17 protein-coding genes and 2 pseudogenes are annotated in these 20,766 nt (G+C 67.3%); 12 read left to right on the top strand and 7 right to left on the bottom strand.

Going from position 1 to position 20,766, the window contains the following annotated elements; translation table 11 throughout:
- Window positions 1-40 precede the first annotated feature (40 nt).
- A complete protein-coding gene (locus AU193_RS13250) occupies window positions 41-613 on the top strand; it encodes a TetR/AcrR family transcriptional regulator (RefSeq protein ID WP_064422843.1) in 573 nt (190 codons plus the stop codon).
- Window positions 610-1,476: an alpha/beta fold hydrolase gene (locus tag AU193_RS13245; RefSeq protein ID WP_064422842.1), complete on the top strand. Its 867-nt coding sequence runs from the start codon at window positions 610-612 to the stop codon at window positions 1,474-1,476. The genes AU193_RS13250 and AU193_RS13245 overlap by 4 nt, the downstream gene beginning before the upstream one ends.
- Before the next feature lie 21 nt (window positions 1,477-1,497).
- Here the strand turns inward: AU193_RS13245 and AU193_RS13240 are convergent, their stop codons facing one another.
- Complete coding sequence (locus tag AU193_RS13240) at window positions 1,498-2,193, bottom strand: sensor domain-containing protein (RefSeq protein ID WP_253867806.1); 696 nt, start codon at window positions 2,191-2,193, stop codon at window positions 1,498-1,500.
- A complete protein-coding gene (locus tag AU193_RS13235; RefSeq protein WP_064422841.1) occupies window positions 2,190-2,717 on the bottom strand; it encodes a hypothetical protein in 528 nt (175 codons plus the stop codon). The genes AU193_RS13240 and AU193_RS13235 overlap by 4 nt, the downstream gene beginning before the upstream one ends.
- Before the next feature lie 341 nt (window positions 2,718-3,058).
- Here AU193_RS13235 and AU193_RS13230 point away from each other — a divergent pair, with 341 nt between their 5' ends.
- From AU193_RS13230 to AU193_RS23850, 5 genes and pseudogenes are all read left to right on the top strand, one after another.
- Window positions 3,059-3,739, top strand: coding sequence for an MspA family porin (locus AU193_RS13230; RefSeq protein ID WP_064422840.1), 681 nt, complete (start codon window positions 3,059-3,061; stop codon window positions 3,737-3,739).
- A 21-nt stretch (window positions 3,740-3,760) separates the two neighbouring features.
- A complete protein-coding gene (locus tag AU193_RS13225; RefSeq protein ID WP_064422839.1) occupies window positions 3,761-4,438 on the top strand; it encodes an MspA family porin in 678 nt (225 codons plus the stop codon).
- A gap of 3 nt (window positions 4,439-4,441) precedes the next feature.
- Window positions 4,442-5,086, top strand: a complete 645-nt coding sequence (locus AU193_RS13220) for a hypothetical protein (protein WP_064422838.1) — start codon at window positions 4,442-4,444, stop codon at window positions 5,084-5,086.
- A 218-nt stretch (window positions 5,087-5,304) separates the two neighbouring features.
- A complete protein-coding gene (locus tag AU193_RS13215; RefSeq protein ID WP_064422837.1) occupies window positions 5,305-5,760 on the top strand; it encodes a hypothetical protein in 456 nt (151 codons plus the stop codon).
- A gap of 275 nt (window positions 5,761-6,035) precedes the next feature.
- Window positions 6,036-9,926: pseudogene (locus AU193_RS23850) on the top strand (HAD-IC family P-type ATPase); the annotation flags it as partial.
- Window positions 9,927-9,970: 44 nt separating this feature from the next.
- Here the strand turns inward: AU193_RS23850 and AU193_RS23585 are convergent.
- Entirely contained in the window at window positions 9,971-10,096 is a 126-nt protein-coding gene (locus AU193_RS23585; protein WP_253867808.1) for an Rv1535 domain-containing protein, read from the bottom strand.
- A 64-nt stretch (window positions 10,097-10,160) separates the two neighbouring features.
- On the opposite strand from AU193_RS23585, the gene AU193_RS13205 reads away from it, so the two are divergent.
- Complete coding sequence (locus AU193_RS13205; RefSeq protein WP_064422835.1) at window positions 10,161-10,433, top strand: hypothetical protein; 273 nt, start codon at window positions 10,161-10,163, stop codon at window positions 10,431-10,433.
- Window positions 10,434-10,488: 55 nt separating this feature from the next.
- Entirely contained in the window at window positions 10,489-11,334 is an 846-nt protein-coding gene (locus AU193_RS13200) for a mycofactocin-coupled SDR family oxidoreductase (RefSeq protein ID WP_064422834.1), read from the top strand.
- A 13-nt stretch (window positions 11,335-11,347) separates the two neighbouring features.
- Here AU193_RS13200 and AU193_RS13195 read toward each other — a convergent pair whose 3' ends face one another.
- Window positions 11,348-12,199, bottom strand: a complete 852-nt coding sequence (locus AU193_RS13195) for an SDR family oxidoreductase (protein ID WP_064422833.1) — start codon at window positions 12,197-12,199, stop codon at window positions 11,348-11,350.
- 113 nt (window positions 12,200-12,312) lie between these two features.
- Window positions 12,313-13,539, bottom strand: coding sequence for a TerC family protein (locus tag AU193_RS13190; RefSeq protein ID WP_064422832.1), 1,227 nt, complete (start codon window positions 13,537-13,539; stop codon window positions 12,313-12,315).
- Between the two features lie 165 nt (window positions 13,540-13,704).
- Here AU193_RS13190 and AU193_RS13185 point away from each other — a divergent pair, with 165 nt between their 5' ends.
- Window positions 13,705-14,469, top strand: a complete 765-nt coding sequence (locus AU193_RS13185) for an SDR family NAD(P)-dependent oxidoreductase (protein ID WP_064422831.1) — start codon at window positions 13,705-13,707, stop codon at window positions 14,467-14,469.
- Window positions 14,470-14,864: 395 nt separating this feature from the next.
- Here the strand turns inward: AU193_RS13185 and AU193_RS13180 are convergent, their stop codons facing one another.
- Both AU193_RS13180 and AU193_RS13175 read right to left on the bottom strand, forming a co-directional pair.
- Window positions 14,865-15,614: a TIGR02206 family membrane protein gene (locus AU193_RS13180; protein ID WP_064422830.1), complete on the bottom strand. Its 750-nt coding sequence runs from the start codon at window positions 15,612-15,614 to the stop codon at window positions 14,865-14,867.
- A gap of 11 nt (window positions 15,615-15,625) precedes the next feature.
- Entirely contained in the window at window positions 15,626-17,194 is a 1,569-nt protein-coding gene (locus AU193_RS13175; protein ID WP_253867804.1) for a serine hydrolase, read from the bottom strand.
- A 148-nt stretch (window positions 17,195-17,342) separates the two neighbouring features.
- Between AU193_RS13175 and AU193_RS13170 the strand changes: the two genes are divergently transcribed.
- Together AU193_RS13170 and ponA2 are read left to right on the top strand one after the other, a co-directional pair.
- Window positions 17,343-18,170, top strand: coding sequence for a DUF1906 domain-containing protein (locus AU193_RS13170; protein ID WP_064422829.1), 828 nt, complete (start codon window positions 17,343-17,345; stop codon window positions 18,168-18,170).
- Window positions 18,171-18,260: 90 nt separating this feature from the next.
- Window positions 18,261-20,696, top strand: a pseudogene (gene ponA2, locus AU193_RS13165) (transglycosylase/D,D-transpeptidase PonA2); the annotation flags it as partial.
- Between the last annotated feature and the right edge of the window lie 70 nt (window positions 20,697-20,766).

The raw sequence follows: 20,766 nt of genomic DNA, 5'->3' as shown, positions 1-20,766 counted from the left end.
CCATCTGTAAAGCCGGCCCCGTCAGATGTGGAGTCAATCGATGGTCACCGAGGCCAAGGCGCCCCGTCGCCGCAGCGAGCGGTCGCGAACGGCGATCATCTCGGCCACCAAGGAGTTGCTGCTTCAGCGCGGATTCGACGGGCTGAGCATCGAGGCCGTCGCGGCGCGCGCCGGTGTCGGCAAGCAGACGATCTATCGGTGGTGGCCGAGCCGGCCGTCCCTCGTCGCCGATGTGCTGCTCGACGATGCCGACAAGATCCTCAAGCCCGTCCCCCACACCGAGGACCTCGTGGCCGACCTGAGCCGATGGGCCGTCAGCCTCGCGGCGACGCTCACGGGCGAACGCGGCAACGCCATGCTGCGCATCCTCACCGTCGCGGGGATGGAGCACGAGGACACCAAGGCGCGCATGCAGGCGGGATTCAGCGCGCCGCTCCATGAAGGCGTGAAGGCGCGGTTGTCGGCCGACGGGCTCGACGACGCCACATCGCAAGCGGCCGCCGACGCCATCGTCGGCGGAATCGTCTACGCGATCCTCACCGAAGGCCGCTCGTTTCGACGCAGCCGAGCCGAGGCGGTCACTCGCACCGTCATCGCCGGAGCCCGCCGATGACCGCTTCTCCCAATGTCTTTCGCGTCTGCAGCAGTGATGGCCTGACGATCGTGGCCGACCGAATCGGTGATCCGACCGCGCCGGCGGTGGTGTTCCTCCACGGGGGCGGGCAGACCCGGCGGTCCTGGGGCCGGGCAGCGGCCGCGGTCGCCGAACGCGGATGGCAGGCCGTCACCGTAGATCTGCGCGGCCATGGCGAATCGGACTGGTCCACCGACGGCGACTACCGCGTCGTCAGCTTCGCCGGCGACGTTCTGGAAGTGATCGCCGAGCTGCCGCCGCGGCCGGTGATCGTCGGGGCGTCGCTCGGCGGATTCACCGCGATGCTGCTCGCGGGTGAACTGGCGCCCACAACTGTGCGCGCCGTCGTGCTGGTCGACATCGTGCCGGACATGGACCCCTCCGGCGCATCGCGCATCCACGACTTCATGGCCGATCGGATGCAATCGGGCTTCGTATCGCTGGACGAAGTCGCCGACATGATCGCCGAGTACAACCCGCACCGGCGCAGACCGAGCGATCTCGACGGCCTGCGGACGAACCTGCGCGAGCGTGACGGGCGGTGGTACTGGCATTGGGACCCGAAGTTCATCGACGGGACGGCGGCATCCCCGCCGATCGAGGTGACCGAAGTGGATCGGATGAACGCAGCGGTGGCATCGATCCTGCGCGACGGCGTGCCGATGCTCCTGGTGCGCGGGCAGATGAGCGACCTGGTCACCGAGGACCGCGCCGCAGAGTTCCTCGCCCGCTTCCCGGATATCGAGTTCGTCGACGTCGGCGGCGCGGGACACATGGTGGCCGGCGACCGCAATGACGTCTTCGCCGACGCCGTGGTGGAGTTCCTCGCGAAGCGCGCTTAGCGGACGCCCGGGCACAGCCGGTCATCTCGGCATCCCGGCTTCGATCCGGTCGGCGACATCGGCGGCCTTGACCATGGGCGCGGTCGTCGGCGCGGCGGGCGGCGCGCAGGCGACGACGTCGATGATGACATTGGCCGCGGCCTGCAGCACGTGTTGACAGGACCGCATCCGCCCGCCGTCGTCACGCGTATACGGCATGGCGAGTCGATCGTCGGTCCGGGTGAGTTCCCCGCTCCGCCATGCCGGCAGCACCTGGTTGTTGACTTGGATGTTGACGTCGTGGTGGGTGCACTTGCTCCAACGGTCCGCCGATTCGGCGAGGAACTCACGGGCTTCGTCCGCCGTGCGGTATGAGACCACCGACTGCACGACCAGATGCTCCCACTGGTCGGTGTCTGGGGTGCGCGACATCTGCTGGCGCAGCGACTTCCAGTGGCTGGGGTCATAAGTCGACGCTTCGTCTTGCTGCCAGACGCCCAGGCAGCTGAGGTTGGGCAGCATCGCGCGATGATCGCCCATCGACGTGACGAGCGGATGCGCCCGCATGGAAGCCGTTCCCATGATCTCGTCGACCTCGACCGTGTCCAACAACAAGCTGCCGAGCACGGTGTCGGAGACGGGTGCCGGCGGCCCGGAAGCCGTCGGCGGTGTGGCGCATCCGGCGAGTCCCGTTCCGAGCGCCAAAAGCCCCGTGGCACAAGGGAACGCGATGCTCACGCGTGAGTGCCCGCCGCAGCGCAGGCCTCTTGCACCTTCGTCGCCTGGTTGTTCATCTCGGTGGCGGTGCTGTTCAACCCCTCGCCCGACATCCGCAGCCCCATCTTCACCAACAGCTTGGTCGCGCCGAGCGACCACACCCGCATGGGTTGAGCGATATCCGCCGACAATCCCGGTGTGTCGGCCGCACGCATGGCCAGCGCGGCGGACTCCCGTAAAGCGGTGCGACCGGTCACGTTGCTGCTGGCCACCGCCGGATCGCGGTAGTCGGAGCCCTCGAACGAATCGGCGAAATCCCCGTAGTACGAGGAGCTGCCGTCGAGCACCGAGGCGAACTGTGAACATGCCGCGACGGCGATCGGGTCGGCGTTGTCGGAGGTGGGCGCGGGCGCAACCTGGATGGGCCCGGGCGTCTGCGGATCGACGCCGAGGTCGTCGGCCGAAGCGACCGGCGTCGCGAACGAGGCGAGGCCGGCCACGACAATGAGCGCTGTCGTTCGCAGGCACAGTTGGCGTGACGTCACGTTTCCTCATCCAGTCGTTATCTGCTGCATGCGGCGTGCGTCGCAGCGCATGCGAGACGATTCCGCCAACCGTCGACGCCCGAAGTGTCCTGTCACTGAACACAGCGGTAACCGCCGGCGCACAGTCGCCATCGGTCAGCTATCGCCCAGCTGTGAAAAGCCTTGACCTCAGCTGTGATTCGGCTGGGCATGACGGTTGTACCAGTGATATCGCGATTGGCCTGTGACTCGGCGGCGACTGTTCGGGCTCCGTTCACCCCACGGCAACCCGGCCATTAGAGGCTCCGTCGCGACAGATTCGTCGCAACTGTTCGTTCCGAGCTGGAAGGCCCCTCTTCGCAATGTTGATCCGATTTGCCGCGCTGGCCGCCGTGTGCGTGATCCCGGTCGGGGCCACACCGCTCGCGGCGGCCGATCCACCCCCACCTCCAGAGCCCGTTGTGCCGGCGATCGCCACGAATCCGCTTCCGCCCGAGGGCGCGGTGCCGTCCGCGGCTCCGGGGATTCTCGACACTCCGGACGGTTGGCACCTCGAGGTGGTGGGTAGCAACGAGACCCAGTTGCCGGTGGCGCCGTTGACCACCGCCATCACCTCACGTGAATATCTCGTCGCCGGCACGTTCACCGGCCGGATCACCGGCAGCGGCTCGACGAAGCTGGCCGGCGGGCAGTTGGAGGCGGGCGAGCAGATCGGTTGCGGCATCATCTCCGACGAGACCGAGATCAACCCGATCGGCAGCTTCACCCCCGGTATCAGCATTCCGTTCAACGGCAACGTCACCGGTGCATTCGGCGTCGCCCTCGAGGGCAAGGTGTACCTCAAGCCCGGACAGGTGACCACGGTGGCCGTCGACAAGAAGAAGTTCAAGGGGAGCGAGACGCGAATCACCATCACCGGTGTGCGTATCAAGACCGACCAGTGTGCGGGCCAGTCCTTCATCCGCTCGTACGCCACGCTGACCAGTTCCACCGACAACACCGACGACGTCGTCACGTATCTCGGTGTCACCAAGGTTGTTTGAGCCGGGATGGAAAGCAGAAAGATGATCAACCGAATCGCCACAGTCCTCGCCGTCGCCGTCATTCCGTTCGGGGTGACACCCCTCGCGGCGGCTCAGCCGCCGCCCGTGCCGCCGCCGCCTGGCGATGCCGCTCCTCCTCCGGACACCGGCGTGGTCGCGTCGGCCCCGCCCGGCGTGGTGGTCACACCGGACGGCTGGATCCTGAATGTGGCTGGCGGCAACGAATCCCAGTTGCCCGTCGCACCGCTGACGACCGCGACGTCCTCGCGCGAATACCTCGCCGGGGGCACGTTCACCGGCACCGTGACCGGCGGGGGCAGCACCACCCTGAACGGCGGCATCCTCGAGGTCGGATACCAGATCGGTTGCGGCATCGAACTCGGTCAGGTCCGGCTGATCGGCCAGGCGGGTATCGGTACGAGCGGTTCGTCGCTCACCGGCGGACTGCTGCCCACGGGTGCGACAATGCCGCTCTCGGGCAAGATCGAGGTCCATCCCAAGCCCGGCACGGTGACGACGGTCATGGTCGACAAGAAGGAGTACAAGAGCGCGCCTGTGCGGGTCACGCTCAAGGACACCCACGTCAAGGTCGACGGCTGCGTCGGCCAGTCCTTCATGCGCTCGTACGCGACGCTGACCAGTGCGACCACCGACACCGACGACGTCGTGGCCTACTACGGCGTCACCAAGGCCGTCTGAGGCATGAGCGCGAACTCGGCGACCTCGCCAACCGCGGGCATCTGGGCAGTCGGCGTGTTGCTCACCGGGGCGGCGATCACCTTCTGTGCGGTGGCGACCGCGGACCCGGCGCCACCGGCGCTCCCGGCGCCCGCACCCGCACCGTCGCCGCTCGGGCCGACTGTGCCGGTAGCCGGTGCGCCGTTGGGCCTCAACGGATTGGCGGTGCTGGGGCAAAGCGGCGCTCCTGCGCCCGGACCCCTCGGCGCCCCCCAGGTCCCGGGCCTCGATGCGAGCACGGTGCTTGGCCAGAACATCGCGCCGGCGCCGCCCGGAGCCGGCCCCGGAGCCCCGCCGAACCTGAGAATCTTCAACAACGCCTACGGCATCGCGCAGAACGTCACACCCGCGGCGCCGGACCAGGGCGTGCAGTTCGACGTCGCACCCGGGCAAGAGAACGCCGACGTCAGCCGGCGGGAGTGGTTCGGTAGGTACATCGACATGTACCACGCGGGCATGCTCAAAGGCGGGCTCCTCGGCCAGATGCCGCAGGACCGACTCGGCCAGCCCCTACCCGGTACGGCGCCGCCGCCGGACACCAACATCCCGCCGGGCCCGGTTCAGTTCCTACCGACGGTCGCACCCCAGCCCCCGGGCGCGCCCGGATGATCCGCGAAAAGTGTTGCTGCGCAATACGAACGGGCAGCCACGGTCTGCGGAGCCGCGCATAGTCGTCGGGAGCGCTGCACGATAAACATCTGCGCGCTCCAGCCGCTGACCCGCGGTCGACCGCCACCGTGATGTTCTCGCGAAGACCTGTTCACCCAAGCGGTGTATAACGCCTATTTACGGGAACAGCTAAGGGCTATCCAACGCGAGGAGCTCCGATGAACATCATTTCGGCGGCCACCCGAGCAGTGACCAAGACAGCTGACGTGACGACCGCGGCGGCCGGAGCGATCGGCGGAGCGGCAGTGAGCGGTGCGGTGGGCGCCGTCCAAGGTGCGGCGTCCGGGGTGAAGGCCGGCCTCGACAACGGCAGCCGGTCTTCTGCCGCCGCCGCACTCACCATCGGCGCCATCGGCGCAGTCGGATTGGTCGAGTGGCCGGTACTGGTCACCGTCGGCGGCGCCGCGCTTGTGCTGCATCGGCTCTCGCACCGCGCCGACGCGTCGAGCGACGCCCAACCGACACTGCGCTCGGTTCCTCCCCGAAGCGAAGGCCGGCGGGACTCATCGACCGCACCGACGACGACCGCACGCCGAGCGACCAAATCGAAGAACAGTAGCCGGTCGCGCCCGGCCAAGAAGACCACGCCGGCACGTCGTACGACCAAGAAGTGAGCCTCGTCGAAAGGCTCGTCGGAAGCGCCACGCGCGAGTCGGTCACAGCCGTCGTCAGCGCGGTCAAAGAACTCGCGGGCGGTAGGCCGAGCCGGCGGTGTTGGCGCAACGGGAACCGCTGCTGGATCGAAGTACGCGGATTGAACGGCGACAAAGGTAAGGCCCTGGGTCGCGCGGTTCTCGACTCTGTGCGCGCCGAGCCCGGTGTGCTGACCATAGGGCTCAACCACTCGCTGTCGCGAGTGGTCATCACCGTCTCCGACGACGGGCCGACGATGGATCGACTGTGCCAATTGGTCGCTGCGGTCGAGTACCAAACGGAGCCGGACGCCGGGGCCGCCACCGATCTGCCCGCCGACGGCGTCGTCCTCGCAGGCAAGCTCATCGCGGCGACGGCGAACGGTGTCGGGTTGTGCACTGCGATTGCGGGGCGGGCCCTGATGTGGCCTGCGCTGCCCGCGGGACTCGCGGCCGCGGTGGTGCTCGTCGACTATCAGCCGCGCCTACGGGAAGTCGTCGAACAACGACTGGGACGCAGCGCCGCCGACACCGCCATAGCGATCGCCGCCGCGACGGTCTACACCGTGACCGAGGCGCCGACCTCGCTGGCCGTCGAGACGGTCCGGCATCTCTATCAGGTCGCGGAGACGATGGCCGGCTCGCGCGCGTGGCAGCGTCACGAACCGGCGATCGCGTCGCACGCGGACGATCCAGACATCGGTTCGCCTCCACAGCGCCCCTGTCCGATGCCGCCCGGCCCGATTGAGCGACACATCGACCGGAGCGGCGTGGTGCAGGGCTTGTGGGCGGCCGCGGTCGGCGTCCTCAGTCGTGACATCAACACCGCCGCCACCGCAGCGGTGGTTTCCACCCCGAAGGCGGCGCGCAACGCCCGCGAGGGCTTCGCCGCTGCCCTCGGTCGCGGCCTAGCCGACAAATACAACATCGTCGCGCTGGATCCGGAGGCGATCCGCCGGCTGGACCGCGTCGACGCCGTCGTCGTCGACCCGCGCGTCCTGTTGACCGATCGACTGCGAATCGGGGGGCTACGCGGCATCTCCGATCGCGACCGGGCTGCGGCATGGCAGTGGGCTCGCGAGAGCCTCGATCGCGGTGAGCTGGACGTCGGTTGGCAACGCGCACCGTCGCACACGAACGGCAGCACCAACGGTGCGGCCACGGCCGAAGTGTTGGTTCGCCATGTGCATCATCCGTTGGCGGCGAGCGTGCTCGGCGAGGTTCGGCGGGCAGGCGCCGAATTGGTCTCGCTGCAGTGCGACGAACTCGACGACCTGCGACCGTCGTTCGACGAGCTGTATCCGCTCGAGGGGCCCGCCGACGCGGCGTTGCTGGATGCCGTCATCGCACTCCAAGCCGACGGCCGTACCGTTGCCGTCATCGCTTCACATGCGGCGCAGGCGCTTTCGGCTGCAGATGTATCGATCGGGCTGTTACCCGACGACGGTCCACCCCCATGGCGAGCCGATCTGCTCGCCGCTGACCTCGACGCCGTGTGGCGGGTGATGCATGCCCTGCCCGCCGCGCGTAGGGCCAGTGAGCGGGGCGTGGAACTTGCAACCAGCGCGTCCATGCTGGGCGCCCTGCTCATGATTCCGGGCGTGCGAGGCCGCGGACCGGGACCGGTGACCGCTGGCGCGGCCGCCGGGCTGACCACCGGACTCCTGCTGGCGCGTGGAGCCCTCAACGACCGGACTCCGATCCCGGCCACCGTGCACGAGTGGCATGCGATGTCTGCCGAGGAAGTGCGTCAGATACTGCCACCGCCGAAACGTGAACTGAAGCAACGCAAGTCGCGGGCGGCTGCGGCTGCGAGCGCGTCGATCAACGTCATCCCGCGGGTGGTCGGACCCCCATCTCGGCTCACCAGGGATATCGTCGGTTCGCTGCGCCAGGAGTTGTCGGACCCCCTCACACCGATACTGGCCGTCGGCTCCACGGCGAGCGCCCTGCTGGGATCGCCGATCGACGCGATCCTGGTCGGGTCGGTGTTGGCGGGTAACTCGATTCTCGCCGCATCGCAACAGGTTCGGGCGGAGCGCCTGCTGGGCAGGCTGCTGGCCGTTCAGGTTCCGCCCGCGCGGCTCGTGACCGACCACGGGTACGAAACGATCGACGCCGCAGACCTGCAGCCCGGTGATCTGATCGAGGTGAGGCCCGGCGAGGTCGTGCCCGCCGACGCGCGGATCATCGGGGCATCCGACGTCGAGCTCGACGAGTCATCGCTGACCGGCGAGTCGCTTCCAGTACCCAAGCGGGCCGCTGCCACTCCGGGCGCGGCGCTGGCCGAACGCAGTTGCATGCTGCACGCCGGCACCACGGTGGTCGCGGGAACCGCGATGGCGATCGTCACCGCGGTCGGTGCAGGTACGCAGGCAAGCCGGGCGGCGCAGGTTCAGTCGGCGGAGAAGTCGGCAGTCGGCTTGCAGGCACAACTGCGCGAATTGACCGATCGTGCCCTGCCGTTGAGCCTGGCAGGCGGAGCGCTCGTGAGCGGAATGGGGCTGCTGCGCATGGTTCCCCTGCGCCGCGCGGTTGCGAGCGGTGTCGCCGTCGCGGTTGCCGCGGTGCCCGAGGGCATGCCGCTGGTGGCCACCCTGGCACAACAGACGGCTGCGCGCCGGCTCACGCGGACAGGTGTGCTTGTTCGCACCCCGCGTTCGGTGGAGGCACTGGGCCGCATCGACGTCGTGTGCTTCGACAAGACCGGAACGCTCAGTGAGAACCGGCTGCGAGTCACGAAAGTGCATCACGCCGACGGCGTCACGCGAGGACAGGTGCTCGAATGCGCGGCACGGGCCACTCCGGCCAAGAACGGCGATCGACACGAACACGCCACGGACGCGGCTGTCATCGAAGCAGCCGGCGATGCGCACGCACCGGATGTGAACACGACGAATCTGCCGTTCCGGTCGGGACGGCCCTTCTCGGCTTCCCTCCTCGACTCCGAGCTGTACATCAAGGGCGCTCCGGAAAGCGTCCTTGCCGCGTGCACCGGTCTTGACCCGACGGCCAAGCGCATGGTGCATCGGATGGCGGAATCCGGCTTGCGCGTGATCGCCGTGGCTCGTCGCACGTTGACGACGCAGCAGGCACGAACCGCACGCCGCCGCGATGAGACACTGATCAGCCTGTGCGGCAGAGGGTTACAGTTCGTCGGACTGCTCGGTCTGTCGGATACTCCACGTCCGGAGTCGGCGTCGTTGTTGGCCGCACTGCAGAAGCAGGAGGTCGGCGTACGGCTCATCACCGGCGATCACCCGGTCACCGCGGCGGCCATCGCCGCCGAACTCGGGATGTCGGTCACGGCCGCCCAGGTCATCAGCGGCGCGGATTGGGAGGCGCTCTCGCGGCGGGGCCAAGAACGCGCCGTGCGGGACGGCTTGGTGTTCGCGCGGATGACACCCGAGCACAAGGTGCAGGTGGTGCAGACCCTGGAGCGCATCGGCTTGGTCTGCGCGATGGTCGGTGACGGCGCCAACGACGCGGCGGCGATCCGAGCAGCAACGGTCGGCATCGGGGTTGCCGCTCAGGGCAGTGATCCCGCACGCACCGCCGCCGATGTGATGCTGCTCGACGGCCGCATCGGCTCGCTGCTCGACGCGCTCGACGAGGGACGGCAGCTGTGGCGGCGCGTGCAGGCCGCGGTTTCGGTGTTGTTGGGCGGCAACGCCGGCGAGGTCGCGTTTTCCATTATCGGGTCGGCGTTGACCGGAAGCTCGCCGTTGAACACGCGCCAACTGCTGTTGGTGAATATGATGACCGATGCGCTGCCCGCGGCGGCCCTGGCCGTGAGCCCGGCGCGGCGGAACGGCGACGACGTGGGACACGGACCGAATCACGCAGCGATCTGGCGAACCGTGGCCATCCGGGGAACGACGACTGCCGCGGCCGCGACGTCTGCGTGGGTGATGGCCGGTTTCACGCTGGCGCCGCGTCGGGCATCGACGGTGGCGTTGGTGGCATTGGTGACGACGCAGTTGGGCCAGACGCTCATCGATTCGCGCAGCCCGCTGGTGATCGCGACGGCGGCGGGTTCGCTGGTGACGCTGGGCGCCCTGATCAGCACACCGGGCGTGAGCCAGATGCTGGGGTGCACGCCGTTGGGGCCGCTCGGTTGGGCTCAGGCACTCGGCACCGCAGGCGTCGCCACCGCCGCCGCGGGCTGTGCACCCTGGGTACTGCGTCGGGCTCAGTCCTCGATCTCGACGACTCCCAGCCGCCACAGCACGGCGTACAGTTCCCGCAACGGTATTGAAATCACGCCCGAAACGACAACCAATGGATCGGAAGAGGGTGTTATACCGGTTGAGGCCATGCTCTCGACGGTCCGCACCGCGAGCGTCCAAACGCCCAATACGCCATGACGGGAAGGCAAACTGATGGCCAAATCCTCGAAAAACGCGGCAACCCACCGCGATGCCGTCCAGCGTGTTCGAGACGCCCAGATGTTCTCGATGGACCTGCCGATGGTCGGGCGCGTCAAGATTCCCCGGCCTGAACAACTCGCGTTCTACGGAACGCTCGGGGTGCTGGCCGCCGTCGAGATCATCGAGTGGCCAGTGGCTCTGGCGTTGGCCGCCGGCCATGTGCTGCTGCAGAACGAGCACAACCGCGTCGCACATGAAATCGGCGAAGCGTTGGAGGACGCCTGAAGTCGCGGCGCCACCGTGGCGCAGTGATCGCTGCTTGCTCACGGGAAAGGCCGCAATGACGGGAAACAGGGTCGGGCGGGTCGCCGGCAAGGTCGCGTTCATCACCGGCGCTGCGCGGGGTCAGGGCCGCGAACACGCGGTTCGGCTCGCCGAGGAAGGGGCCGACGTCATCGCCGTCGACGTGTGCGAGGACATCGACGCCGCCGGATATCCCGGCCCCTCCGAGGCAGACCTCGCTGACACGGCGGCGCTGGTCGAGAAGTCGGGCCGCCGCATCGTGACCGACACGGCGGATGTGCGCGACCTGGCGAGCCTTCAGGCAGCGCTCGCCCGTGGGGTCGGCGAACTCGGCGCGCTCGACATCGTGGTGGCCAATGCCGGCATCAGCGCGGATCCGGCGCCTGCCGCGAAGATTGCCGAATCCGCGTGGCAGACGATGCTCGACATCAACGTGACCGGCGTCTGGCACACCGTCAAAGCCGCCCTGCCGCACATGACCAACGGCGGCGGATCGATCATCCTGGTCAGCTCGATGCTGGGGCTCCGCGGCGGCGGCTATATGGCGCACTACGCCTCGGCCAAGCACGCCGTCGTCGGACTGATGAACTCGCTGGCCAATGAGCTTGCACCACAATGGATCAGGGTCAACTCCATCCATCCGGGCAACATCCTGACACCGATGATCGACAACGATCACTTCCGCCGCACGGTGCGGCCGGACCTCACCGATCCGACGATGGAGGACGCCGCACGGGTCATCGGTCACTTCCATATGCTGCCGAAACCGGTGATCGAGGCCCGCGCCGTGAGCAATGCGGTGTTGTTCCTCGCCTCCGACGAATCGCAGTACATCACCGGGGCGGCGTTGCCGGTCGATGCGGGCGCCGTCGCCAAGTTCTGACTCCGCGGTGGCGCTATTCGGCGCCCTTGAACCTTTGAAATCGCCACAGATACGACGGCAACCGCCGTGCGGGCACGGACCTCGGCCAGTCTCGTGCCCGGAAGTAGGCGTCGGACCCGCCGTCGACGAAAACGATGCTGCCGCAGAGAAAATCGGCGGAGTCTGACAACATGAACACCATCCAGTCGGCGAGCTGAGCGGGATCTCCGAAGCCGCCCACAGGCACCGGGAAAGCGTTGACCGCCTTGGCCTCCCGCGGTGTGGCGAGTTGCTTCTCCAACAGCGGCGTCATGATGGCGCCGGGCGCCAGCGCGTTGAGTCGGATACCCGCGCCCGCCCACTGTCGCGTCACCGCCGTGCGCCGGACCCAGTGGGAGACCGCGATCTTCGATGCGGCATAGCCGAGCGACGGCGCGACCGGTCCGAACAACGTCAGTGAGCGCACCGCCCTGTCGGTATCGCCTGCCAACAGCGCACGCACTGTGCGTCGCGGCACCGCCGGGGTGGTGGTCGTCGAGTTGCTGCCGATGACGACGACTTTGGCTCGTCCAGTGGCGGCGAGTGCGGGTCGCCACGCCTGCAGCAGATCGACCACGCCGCGATAGTTGACCTCGAATATCCGTCGCGTGCTGTCCTTGCCGGGCGTCGGCCCGATGCCCGCGGCCAACACGGCACCGTCAAGCCGGTTGGACCGGGCCAGGACTTGATCGGCTGCGGTTCGCCGTCCGTCGGCGGTCGACAGGTCGGCCACGACGTCGCCGTCTTTGACGTCGACGGCGATGACGGTGTGTCCCTGGGCCTTCAATTTGGTGGCGGCTTGTTGTCCCATGCCGGATGCGGCTCCGGTGACTGCGTACACACCCATTTCGACTATCCCCTGCCGTCGCCGTTCCCTGCCGGTCGTTCACCCGATGTCGACGGGCAGCGTATCGGCGAACCGTGGAAGCCCTTCCCGCAGGTCGATGAACTCGCGGGCCGTCAGCTCGTGAGTCCCTTCCGGGTGAAGGGTGCGGCCTCGCCACGCTCGACTGCCTCATCGTGTTTGGCGGCTGCGCGATTGAGCAGATCGAGGAGGGCAGTTTCATCACGAACCATCTGCCGGTACTTGGGACCGAGTGAGAGGATTTGATCGCGTTCGTGAAGAAGCGACTTGAAGATGCGTTCGCGTTCCGCGGCGCTTCTGGTGTACTCGGAATCGAGATAGGCCCTGGCGTGGCGACGAGCGTTCGCGATCGCAGTCTGGGCCGCACCCTTCTTGCTGAACAGCGACGCGACGACGGTGACGAGGAGGACTCCGATGATCACCGAGAGTGAGAGGCCGGTGCTGATCTCCACGACCTCGACGGGTTCTCCGTCGTTGATGAACGGCACGTTGTTCTCGTGCAACGCATGCAGGATCAGCTTCACACCGATGAACGCCAGGATTGCCGACAGGCCGTACGAAAGGTAGATCAGCCGGTCGAGCAGGCCGTCGATCAGGAAGTACAGCTGCCGAAGGCCCATCAGCGAGAACGCCGTCGCGGTGAAGACGAGGTAGACGTTCTGGGTCAAGCCGAAGATCGCCGGAATCGAGTCGAGAGCGAAGAGGATGTCGGTGCCGCCGATGGCGACCATCACCAGCAGCATCGGCGTCATCGCGCGCTTGCCGTCCACCGTCGTGAACAGCTTGTCGCCGTCGTAGTAGTCGGTGGTGTGGAAAACCTTCCTCGCCAGCCGGATGACGAAGTTGTCGGCGGTCTCGGAGTCGCTGTGGTCCGGGGTCAGCATGTTTCCGGCGGTGAGCAGAAGGATCAACCCGAACGCGTAGAAGACCCAGGCGAAGGTGTTGATCAGCGCAGCGCCGAGGAAGATGAACCCGGTACGCGCGATCAACGCGAACACGATGCCGAACAGCAGCACCTTCTGCTGGTCCTCGCGCGGCACGCGGAAGCTGCTGATGATGATCAGGAAGACGAAGAGGTTGTCGACCGACAGCGCTTTCTCGGTGATATATCCCGCGAAATACTCGCCACCGGCGTCAACGCCCCCGAAGACCAGGACACCGACCCCGAAGAGGACGGCGATCCCGACGTACGCCGCAGACCAGACCGCCGCCTCTTTGAGGGTCGGGACGTGGGCTTTTCGTACGTGGAAGAAGAAGTCGAAAGCCAGGAGTCCGGCGATGCCGACGACCGTCAGCGCCCACACCCATCCGGGTACAACCATGCGTCACTCGCTATCCCTCGTCCGAACCGGCCGCCACTAGTGGTGCCCGGCAATGGCCGCTTCGAACCCAAGCCGGGACCGGGACCGCCCGGCCGACGCGACGAGCGCCACGCATTACGGTTGGGCGAGCACACAGCCAGCACGACAGACAGGAGAACGTCGCAGATGACGATTCTGGACCGCTTCCGCCTCGACGACAAGGTCGTCGTCATCACCGGCGCATCGTCCGGGCTGGGCGTGTCGTTCGCCGAGGCGCTCGCCGAGGCAGGCGCGGATGTCGTCTTGGCTGCCCGGCGTGTCGAAAAGCTCGAAGCCACCGCAGAACTCGTCAAGACAGCAGGCAGGCGCGCTCTCAGCGTCCAAACCGATGTCGCAGATCCCGATCAGTGCGCGGCACTCGTCGACGCTGCAATGCAGGAGTTCGGCCGCGTCGATGTGCTGGTGAACAACGCCGGGGTCGGAACCGCCGTGCCCGCGACTCGGGAAACACCCGAGGAGTTCCGCAAGGTCGTCGAGGTCAACCTCAACGGGTCCTACTGGGCCGCCCAAGCGTGTGGGCGGGTGATGCAGCCGGGCAGTTCGATCATCAACATCTCCAGCGTCTTGGGGCTGACCACCGCGGGGCTCCCCCAGGCCGCCTACAGCGCCAGCAAGGCCGCGGTCGTCGGCCTCACCCGCGACCTCGCCCAACAATGGGGCGGGCGCAAGGGGATCCGTGTCAACGCCCTGGCACCGGGCTTCTTCAGGTCCGAGATGACGGACGAGTACAAGCCGGGCTATCTGGACCGCACCCTGGCCGGCCGCGTGGTGTTCAACCGCGTGGGCGAACCGCACGAGTTGTCGGCCGCCGTCGTCTGGCTCGCGTCCGAGGCCGGTGGCTACGTCACCGGTCAGACCATCGTGGTCGACGGTGGCGTGACGATCACGTAGGCGCCCTGCAACCACCGAGGCCTCCGGCAACGCTTCGCGTTCGCTTCGGTCACGAAACGCGTACGGGACCGTCGGGCCCGCAGTGACGGTGATTCCATTGACCTCGGCGGCTCGCGGATGCCGCGCCGAAAGGTTGCCTATGGGTTCGCTCGGACTGCCGTATTGGGCAGGTCTGGTCGCGGTCGCGATCCTCAGCGCGATGTGCGGATTCGTCACCTCGACCGCGATGCGGCGGAACAACCGGCATACGCGGCGCATCTTTGTTCTCGGCGCCTTGTGTGGATTCCTGGCCGGCGCGACCGCGGTCGGGCGGCACAGCGCCGTCGCTGCCACCCGGGCAGTCCTGCGGCGCGCCGGGAGTCGGTCGTTGACCCGACTTGGCCTTCGTTCGCGAGTCACCCCGACGGCGCTGATGCGGCTCGAGCCACTCCGGCGTTTTGCCGCCTCCGCTCCCACGGCCACGTCATCAGGGCCCAGACGGCGATGACGATCGCCACTTCGACCACCAAATACATCGGCCACGGCCCGAACACATCCAACAACGAAGCGGTCGGGGGCTTGGCGTTCAGGTAGCCGTAATTCGTGCCGACGATCGCGTTGAAGGTGAAGGTCACCGCTGCCCATATCAGGGTGACGACGACGGCGAAGCGGTAGCTGCGCCATCGCGGACGCATCCCTCGTCCCCACGTGAGGTAGATGGCCGTCCAGACCGCGAACACGTGAAGCACGAAGAACGTGAGAAACAGGTGGTGCGGAAAGTCCGGTGCGCCCTCTCGAGGTGTTCCCACGTCGGGTGTGAGCAACGCCTGCGAGCTCAGGAGCAGACACCAGTAGTACGTCAGCGCGAAGGCCCAATGGCGTTGCGACCACAGTGCATAGGCGGCCGTGAGTTCGGCGATGTCACACAGTTGGATCGGCACGGACGTTTGAATGTCGGGCCGGATCAATTTGTAGACCAGCGCCACCACGAATGCCGCGACGATCAGCAACGCAAACACGCGCGAGAACACCCGTGCCTGCGCTTCGGTCTGTCGGCGCCCCCACCAGATCAGCAGTGCCGCGCCTACCGCGAAGATGGCGAGCACCAGCAAGTGGGACGTTCCGTAGGCCTCGAACTGTCTTTGCGCGTAATACAACTCGGCCATCTCCTGCTCGTTCAGCGAGGCTTGGGGGCTGGTTGCGTGTCGGTGTACAGGTCCAACGCTCGCGCGGTCACGGTGGCGAGTTCTCCTTGCAGGTTCGACAGCGGGCTGCTACCGCGAATGTGTATCACGTTCGTCAGCAGGATCACGTAGGTGTCGGAGGCCGGATCCATCCACAGTGACGTGCCAGTGAAACCTGTATGCCCGAAGCTGCCGACGGGAAAGAGGAGTCCGCGCGGCCGGGAATGGCCGGTGTCGATGTCCCAACCGAGCCCTCGCAAATTCTGGCCGTAGATCGCCGGATAGTTCGGAGCGAGTAGCGGATTCGGATTCGGTGCCACCGCGATTGCCTCTCGGACCGCCTCGTTCGCCGCCTCGACCTGCCCGGGCGAGTGCCCGGGCTGCTGGGGCGTCGTCATCAGCTGCAGGGTTTCCTGCTTCAACGGAAAGGTGCTCAGACGGCCCGCCAATCGGTCCAGCAGGGCCTGCGCGAAGATGCCGATGTCACGCGCGGTCGAGAACACCCCGGCGTGCCCGGCGACGCCGCCCATGCGGCGCGCTGTCGGATCATGGACCGTACCTCGCAGCGGGAAGTCCAGGTCGGGGTTGCTGCCCGGTTGTGCTCTGCCTTCCTCGTCGAGGGCTGTCGGGGCGACTCGGGGCAAAACCTCGGTGCGCCAGCCAGTTTCGGGACAGCGGGTCGACGCGGGCGGCTGCGAAGTGGACGCCCACGCGATCGCGGCTCCTCTGATCTTGTGCGGACCGCACGCCTTGGCCGCAGGAAGGTAGCGGGTGTCCTGCATGCCGAGCGGCGCGAAGACGTTCCGCTGGACGTAGACGTCCTCGGGCTCGCCGGCGACCTCTTCGATCAGCGCCCCGAGCAGAATGAAGTTAATGTCGGAGTAGCGGAACACCCCGCCCGGCTCCGACTGCAGCGGCGTGGCGAGCGCGCGACGGATTCCTTCCGCGCTGTCGGGGCGGGCCAGGCCCCAAGGGTCGCGGAGGTCGATATCGCCTGGGATACCTGAAGTGTGGGTGAGCAACATGCGGAGCGTCACCCGTGCCCGCTGGGGATCGCCCGCACCGTTGAAGGCGGGCAGATAGTTCTGCACCGGTTCGTCGATCGCGACCTTGCCCTGTTCGCAGAGCTGCATGATGGCCGTGGCCGTGGCGAGGCTCTTGGTCAAGGATGCGACGTCGAAGATCGTGTCCTCGGTCATAGGCTCGGCCGGGGCGGGGGCCCCGTCGAGCGCCGGTTCGCCCGCCAGCTTGCGCGAGCCGTACGCATGGTGGACGACGAGCCTGCCACGGTGTCCGACCGCGACCACGGCGCCGGGCAGTTCATGTGCGGCGATCGCGGTGTTGATCAGCTCGTCAACCGCCGGCAGGCCGGGTGCCGGGATGGTGGGCCTCTGGGTTGTGGTCGACGGCTGCGGCGCCGCCTGCACCCCGGAGTTCGGCGGAGGATTCTCGACCCGGGCACCGCACGCCGAGGATGCCGTCAGCGCGATCAAGACCGCGGCGACGCCAAGGCACCTCGACATGGACCGCTTGCCGTGAACAGCGAGTTGGTCGGCGGGCATGGGCCACCCCGTCAGGTCGCAGGTGCGGGTGAGACGCCGCCGTGCCCGGCTGGCGTGTCGGTCATCAGCATAGGGCGGGGACGTTCCGGGCCGGAGGAATCAACCGACCGGCACCCACGCGCGTCGTCAATGTTGTTAGCATCGCGCCGTGCAGGATTCCCCGACGTCACCCGGTCGTGGCGGAGGGCGTCGTGGCAGAGGGCACCTTCCTTCACGACGCGAACTGCTCAAGTACGCCGTCGCCGCGCCGCCGCTATACATCCTCGGGGCGACCGCAGCGACGCTTACCGGCCCGCGTGCGTCGGCGGCCCCGCTGCGGGTCGTCGACTTCGCGCACCGAAAGGTTCCGGCCGATCAGCTCAAGGCGGCGGGCTTCGACGGCGCGCTGGTATACGTCTCCGAGCTACGGCCGGGCGCTGACTTCGACTTCAAACCGGTGACGCGCGAGTATGCCGACTCGCTGCGAGCCGAGGGCTTGCACGTCGTCAGCTGCTACCAGTACGGCAAGCCCGGCTGGCCGACGCCGTCCGATTACACACGCGGGTACGACGGTGGTGTCGCGGACGCATCGACCGCCCTGCGGCTGCACAAAGCCGCGGGCGGTCCTGATTCGGCGCCGATCTTCTTCAGCGTCGACGAGGACATCGACGCCGAGACCTGGGAGAACGTCGCGCTCGAGTGGTACCGCGGGATCAACTCGGTGCTGGGCGTGCAGCGCACCGGCCTTTACGGTCACGCGCGGGCGTGCTCGTGGGCGATCGGCGACGGGGTCGTCGGCCGCTCGACCAGCGACGGGCATTGGTGGGTGTGGCAGACGAAGGCCTGGTCGGCTGGTGAGCGCGATCCCAGAGCGGTGCTGTATCAGGCTGTGGTGATCGGTCCGTCCGAGCCCGGTGTGCCGATCGGAGACACCCATGTCGACGTCGACGAGGTCCTCGCGCCCGACTTCGGCCAGTGGGATCTGGACCGAGGGTGACCGTGTCCGTTACCAGAGCGTTTCGCCGTCGTTGCTGTGAAATCGGCGCGGGAACGTTCGCCGCGAGTCCGTATTTAATACCCTGCTGACATGCCGGAGCGCGCACCGGCCGGGGGGACGGTCATCAAGCTGATTCTGTGCTGCACGCTGGCCGGGGTGCTGGTGGCGGCGCTGATGTTCCCGTTCGCGGGCGGGTTCGGGCTGTTGTCCAACCGGGCCTCGGACGTCGTCGCCAACGGTTCGGCGCAGTTGGTGGAGGACGACGTGCCCCAGGTGACGACCATGGTCGACGCCGCAGGTAAGCCGATCGCCTGGCTCTACACCCAGCGCCGGTTCGAGGTGAAAAGCGAGCAGATCGCCAACACCATGAAGCTGGCCATCGTCTCGATCGAGGACAAGCGGTTCGCCGAGCACGCGGGCGTCGATTGGCAGGGCACACTCACCGGTCTGTCCGGTTATCTGTCGGGCAATCTCGACACCCGCGGCGGTTCGACGATCGAGCAGCAATACGTCAAGAACTTCCAGCTACTGGTGACGGCGCAGACGAACGCCGAAAGGCGTGCCGCGGTCGAACTGACCCCGGCGCGCAAACTCCGTGAGATGCGGATGGCGTTGACGCTGGACAAGACGTTCACCAAGGCGGAAATCCTCACGCGCTACCTGAACCTGGTGGGGTTCGGCAACGGGGCGTTCGGTGTGCAGGACGCCGCACAGACCTACTTCGGTGTCAACGCCTCACAGTTGAACTGGCAACAGGCGGCGCTGCTGGCCGGCCTGGTCCAGTCGCCCACCTCGCTGGATCCCTACGTCAACCCCCAGGGCGCGCTTCAGCGTCGGAACCTGGTGTTGGACACCATGATTCAACACCTGCCCCAGCATGCCGACGAACTGCGATCCGCCAAGTCCGCGCCCCTCGGTGTGCTGCCCCGCCCCAAGGAGTTGCCCGGCGGATGCATCGCTGCCGGGGACCGCGGCTTCTTCTGCGAGTACGTGCTGGCGTATCTGGCGCATGCGGGGATCAACAAGGAACAAGTCGCCCGCGGCGGGTACCTGATTCGCACCACGCTCGATCCGACGGTCCAGTCTTCGGTGAAGCGCGCGATCGACAAGGTCGCAAGCCCCACGCTGGACGGCATCGCCAGCGTGATGAGCGTCATCAAGCCGGGCAAGGACTCGCATCGGGTGCTCGCGATGGCCAGCAACCGGAACTACGGCCTGGACAAGGACGCCGGGCAGACGGTGCAGCCACAACCGTTCTCACTCGTCGGCGACGGCGCAGGTTCCATCTTCAAGGTCTTCACCACCGCGGCGGCGCTCGAGATGGGCATGGGCACCAACACCCAACTCGCCGTGCCCGGGTTCTTTCAAGCCCGGGGACTCGGCAGCAGCGACACACCGGGCTGTCCGAAAGAAACGTGGTGTGTGAAAAACGCCGGCAACTACAGCGGCTCGATGAACGTCACCGACGCGCTGGCAAGCTCGCCCAACACCGCCTTCGCCAAGCTCATCCAGCAGGTCGGGGTGCCGCGGGCAGTCGATATGGCCGTTCGCCTCGGGCTGCGCTCCTATGCACTTCCGGGAACGGCGCGGGCGTATGACCGGGGTAGCAATGAAAGCCTGGCCGACTACATCAAGCGACAGAACGCGGGATCGTTCACGCTGGGGCCGTTTCAGCTCAACGCGCTGGAGTTGTCAAATGTGGCCGCGACGCTGAGTTCCGGCGGCATGTGGTGCCCGCCGAACCCGATCGACAAGATCATCGACCGTCGCGGCAACGAGGTGACCTTCACCGCGGAGAGGTGCGACCAGGCGGTGCCGGAAGGGTTGGCCAACACCCTCGCCAACGCGTTGAGCAAGGACGACAAGGGGGCGGGAACGGCTGCCGGGGCCGCGGGTTCGGTGGGCTGGGATCTGCCGATGTCCGGTAAGACCGGCACGACCGAATCCCACAGGTCCTCCGGGTTCTTGGGTTTCACCAATCAGTACGCGGGCAGCGTCTACATCTTCGACGACTCCGACTCGCCGTCGGAGATCTGCTCGTTTCCCCTGCGCAAGTGCTACAGCGGCGACCTGTATGGGGGTAACGAGCCGGCGCGCATCTGGTTCGAGGCGATGAAACCGATCGCCAACAATTTCGGCGAGGTGCGCCTGCCGCCGACCGATCCGCGCTACGTCGAGGGCGGTCCCGGCAGCGAGGTGCCGGACGTGACGGGCATGAATGTCGACAGAGCCCGCCAGCGGCTGAAGGAGGCCGGATTCCAGGTGGCGGAGAAGACGACTCCGGTCAACAGCGGGGCCGCTTACGGTGCCGTGGTGGGGACCACGCCGAGTGGTCGAACCATCCCTGGGTCCGTCGTCACCATCAACACCAGCACCGGGATCGTGCCGGCACCGCCGCCGCGTCGAGAGGAACCGCCGCCTCCGCCGGGTGTACCGCCTCCGCCACCGCCACCAGATCCGATGGTGATGCAGATCCCCGGTCTGCCGCCGTTCGGCTTCGGGCCGCCACCTCCGCCGCCCCCGCCGCCGGGCGGTAATGCTCGACGAGGGCACGCTCTTGTTCGCCGACTCCGATCAACTCACGCCCGAATAGCTC

Origin of the sequence: Mycobacterium sp. GA-1285 (assembly GCF_001499905.1) — a bacterium.
Classification (GTDB): Bacteria; Actinomycetota; Actinomycetes; order Mycobacteriales; family Mycobacteriaceae; genus Mycobacterium.
This window is presented reverse-complemented; position numbering and strand designations above follow the sequence as displayed.

Bases quoted from the DNA above. Each gene is read 5' to 3' on its own strand.
- AU193_RS13200 (WP_064422834.1), top strand. From the start codon at position 10,489: ATGACGGGAAACAGGGTCGGGCGGGTCGCCGGCAAGGTCGCGTTCATC.
- AU193_RS13245 (WP_064422842.1), top strand. From the start codon at position 610: ATGACCGCTTCTCCCAATGTCTTTCGCGTCTGCAGCAGTGATGGCCTG.
- AU193_RS13175 (WP_253867804.1), bottom strand. From the start codon at position 17,194: ATGCCCGCCGACCAACTCGCTGTTCACGGCAAGCGGTCCATGTCGAGG.
- AU193_RS13205 (WP_064422835.1), top strand. From the start codon at position 10,161: ATGGCCAAATCCTCGAAAAACGCGGCAACCCACCGCGATGCCGTCCAG.
- AU193_RS23585 (WP_253867808.1), bottom strand. From the start codon at position 10,096: ATGGCCTCAACCGGTATAACACCCTCTTCCGATCCATTGGTTGTCGTT.
- AU193_RS13185 (WP_064422831.1), top strand. From the start codon at position 13,705: ATGACGATTCTGGACCGCTTCCGCCTCGACGACAAGGTCGTCGTCATC.
- AU193_RS13225 (WP_064422839.1), top strand. From the start codon at position 3,761: ATGATCAACCGAATCGCCACAGTCCTCGCCGTCGCCGTCATTCCGTTC.
- AU193_RS13180 (WP_064422830.1), bottom strand. From the start codon at position 15,614: ATGGCCGAGTTGTATTACGCGCAAAGACAGTTCGAGGCCTACGGAACG.
- AU193_RS13230 (WP_064422840.1), top strand. From the start codon at position 3,059: ATGTTGATCCGATTTGCCGCGCTGGCCGCCGTGTGCGTGATCCCGGTC.
- AU193_RS13220 (WP_064422838.1), top strand. From the start codon at position 4,442: ATGAGCGCGAACTCGGCGACCTCGCCAACCGCGGGCATCTGGGCAGTC.
- AU193_RS13250 (WP_064422843.1), top strand. From the start codon at position 41: ATGGTCACCGAGGCCAAGGCGCCCCGTCGCCGCAGCGAGCGGTCGCGA.
- AU193_RS13215 (WP_064422837.1), top strand. From the start codon at position 5,305: ATGAACATCATTTCGGCGGCCACCCGAGCAGTGACCAAGACAGCTGAC.
- AU193_RS13190 (WP_064422832.1), bottom strand. From the start codon at position 13,539: ATGGTTGTACCCGGATGGGTGTGGGCGCTGACGGTCGTCGGCATCGCC.
- AU193_RS13195 (WP_064422833.1), bottom strand. From the start codon at position 12,199: ATGGGTGTGTACGCAGTCACCGGAGCCGCATCCGGCATGGGACAACAA.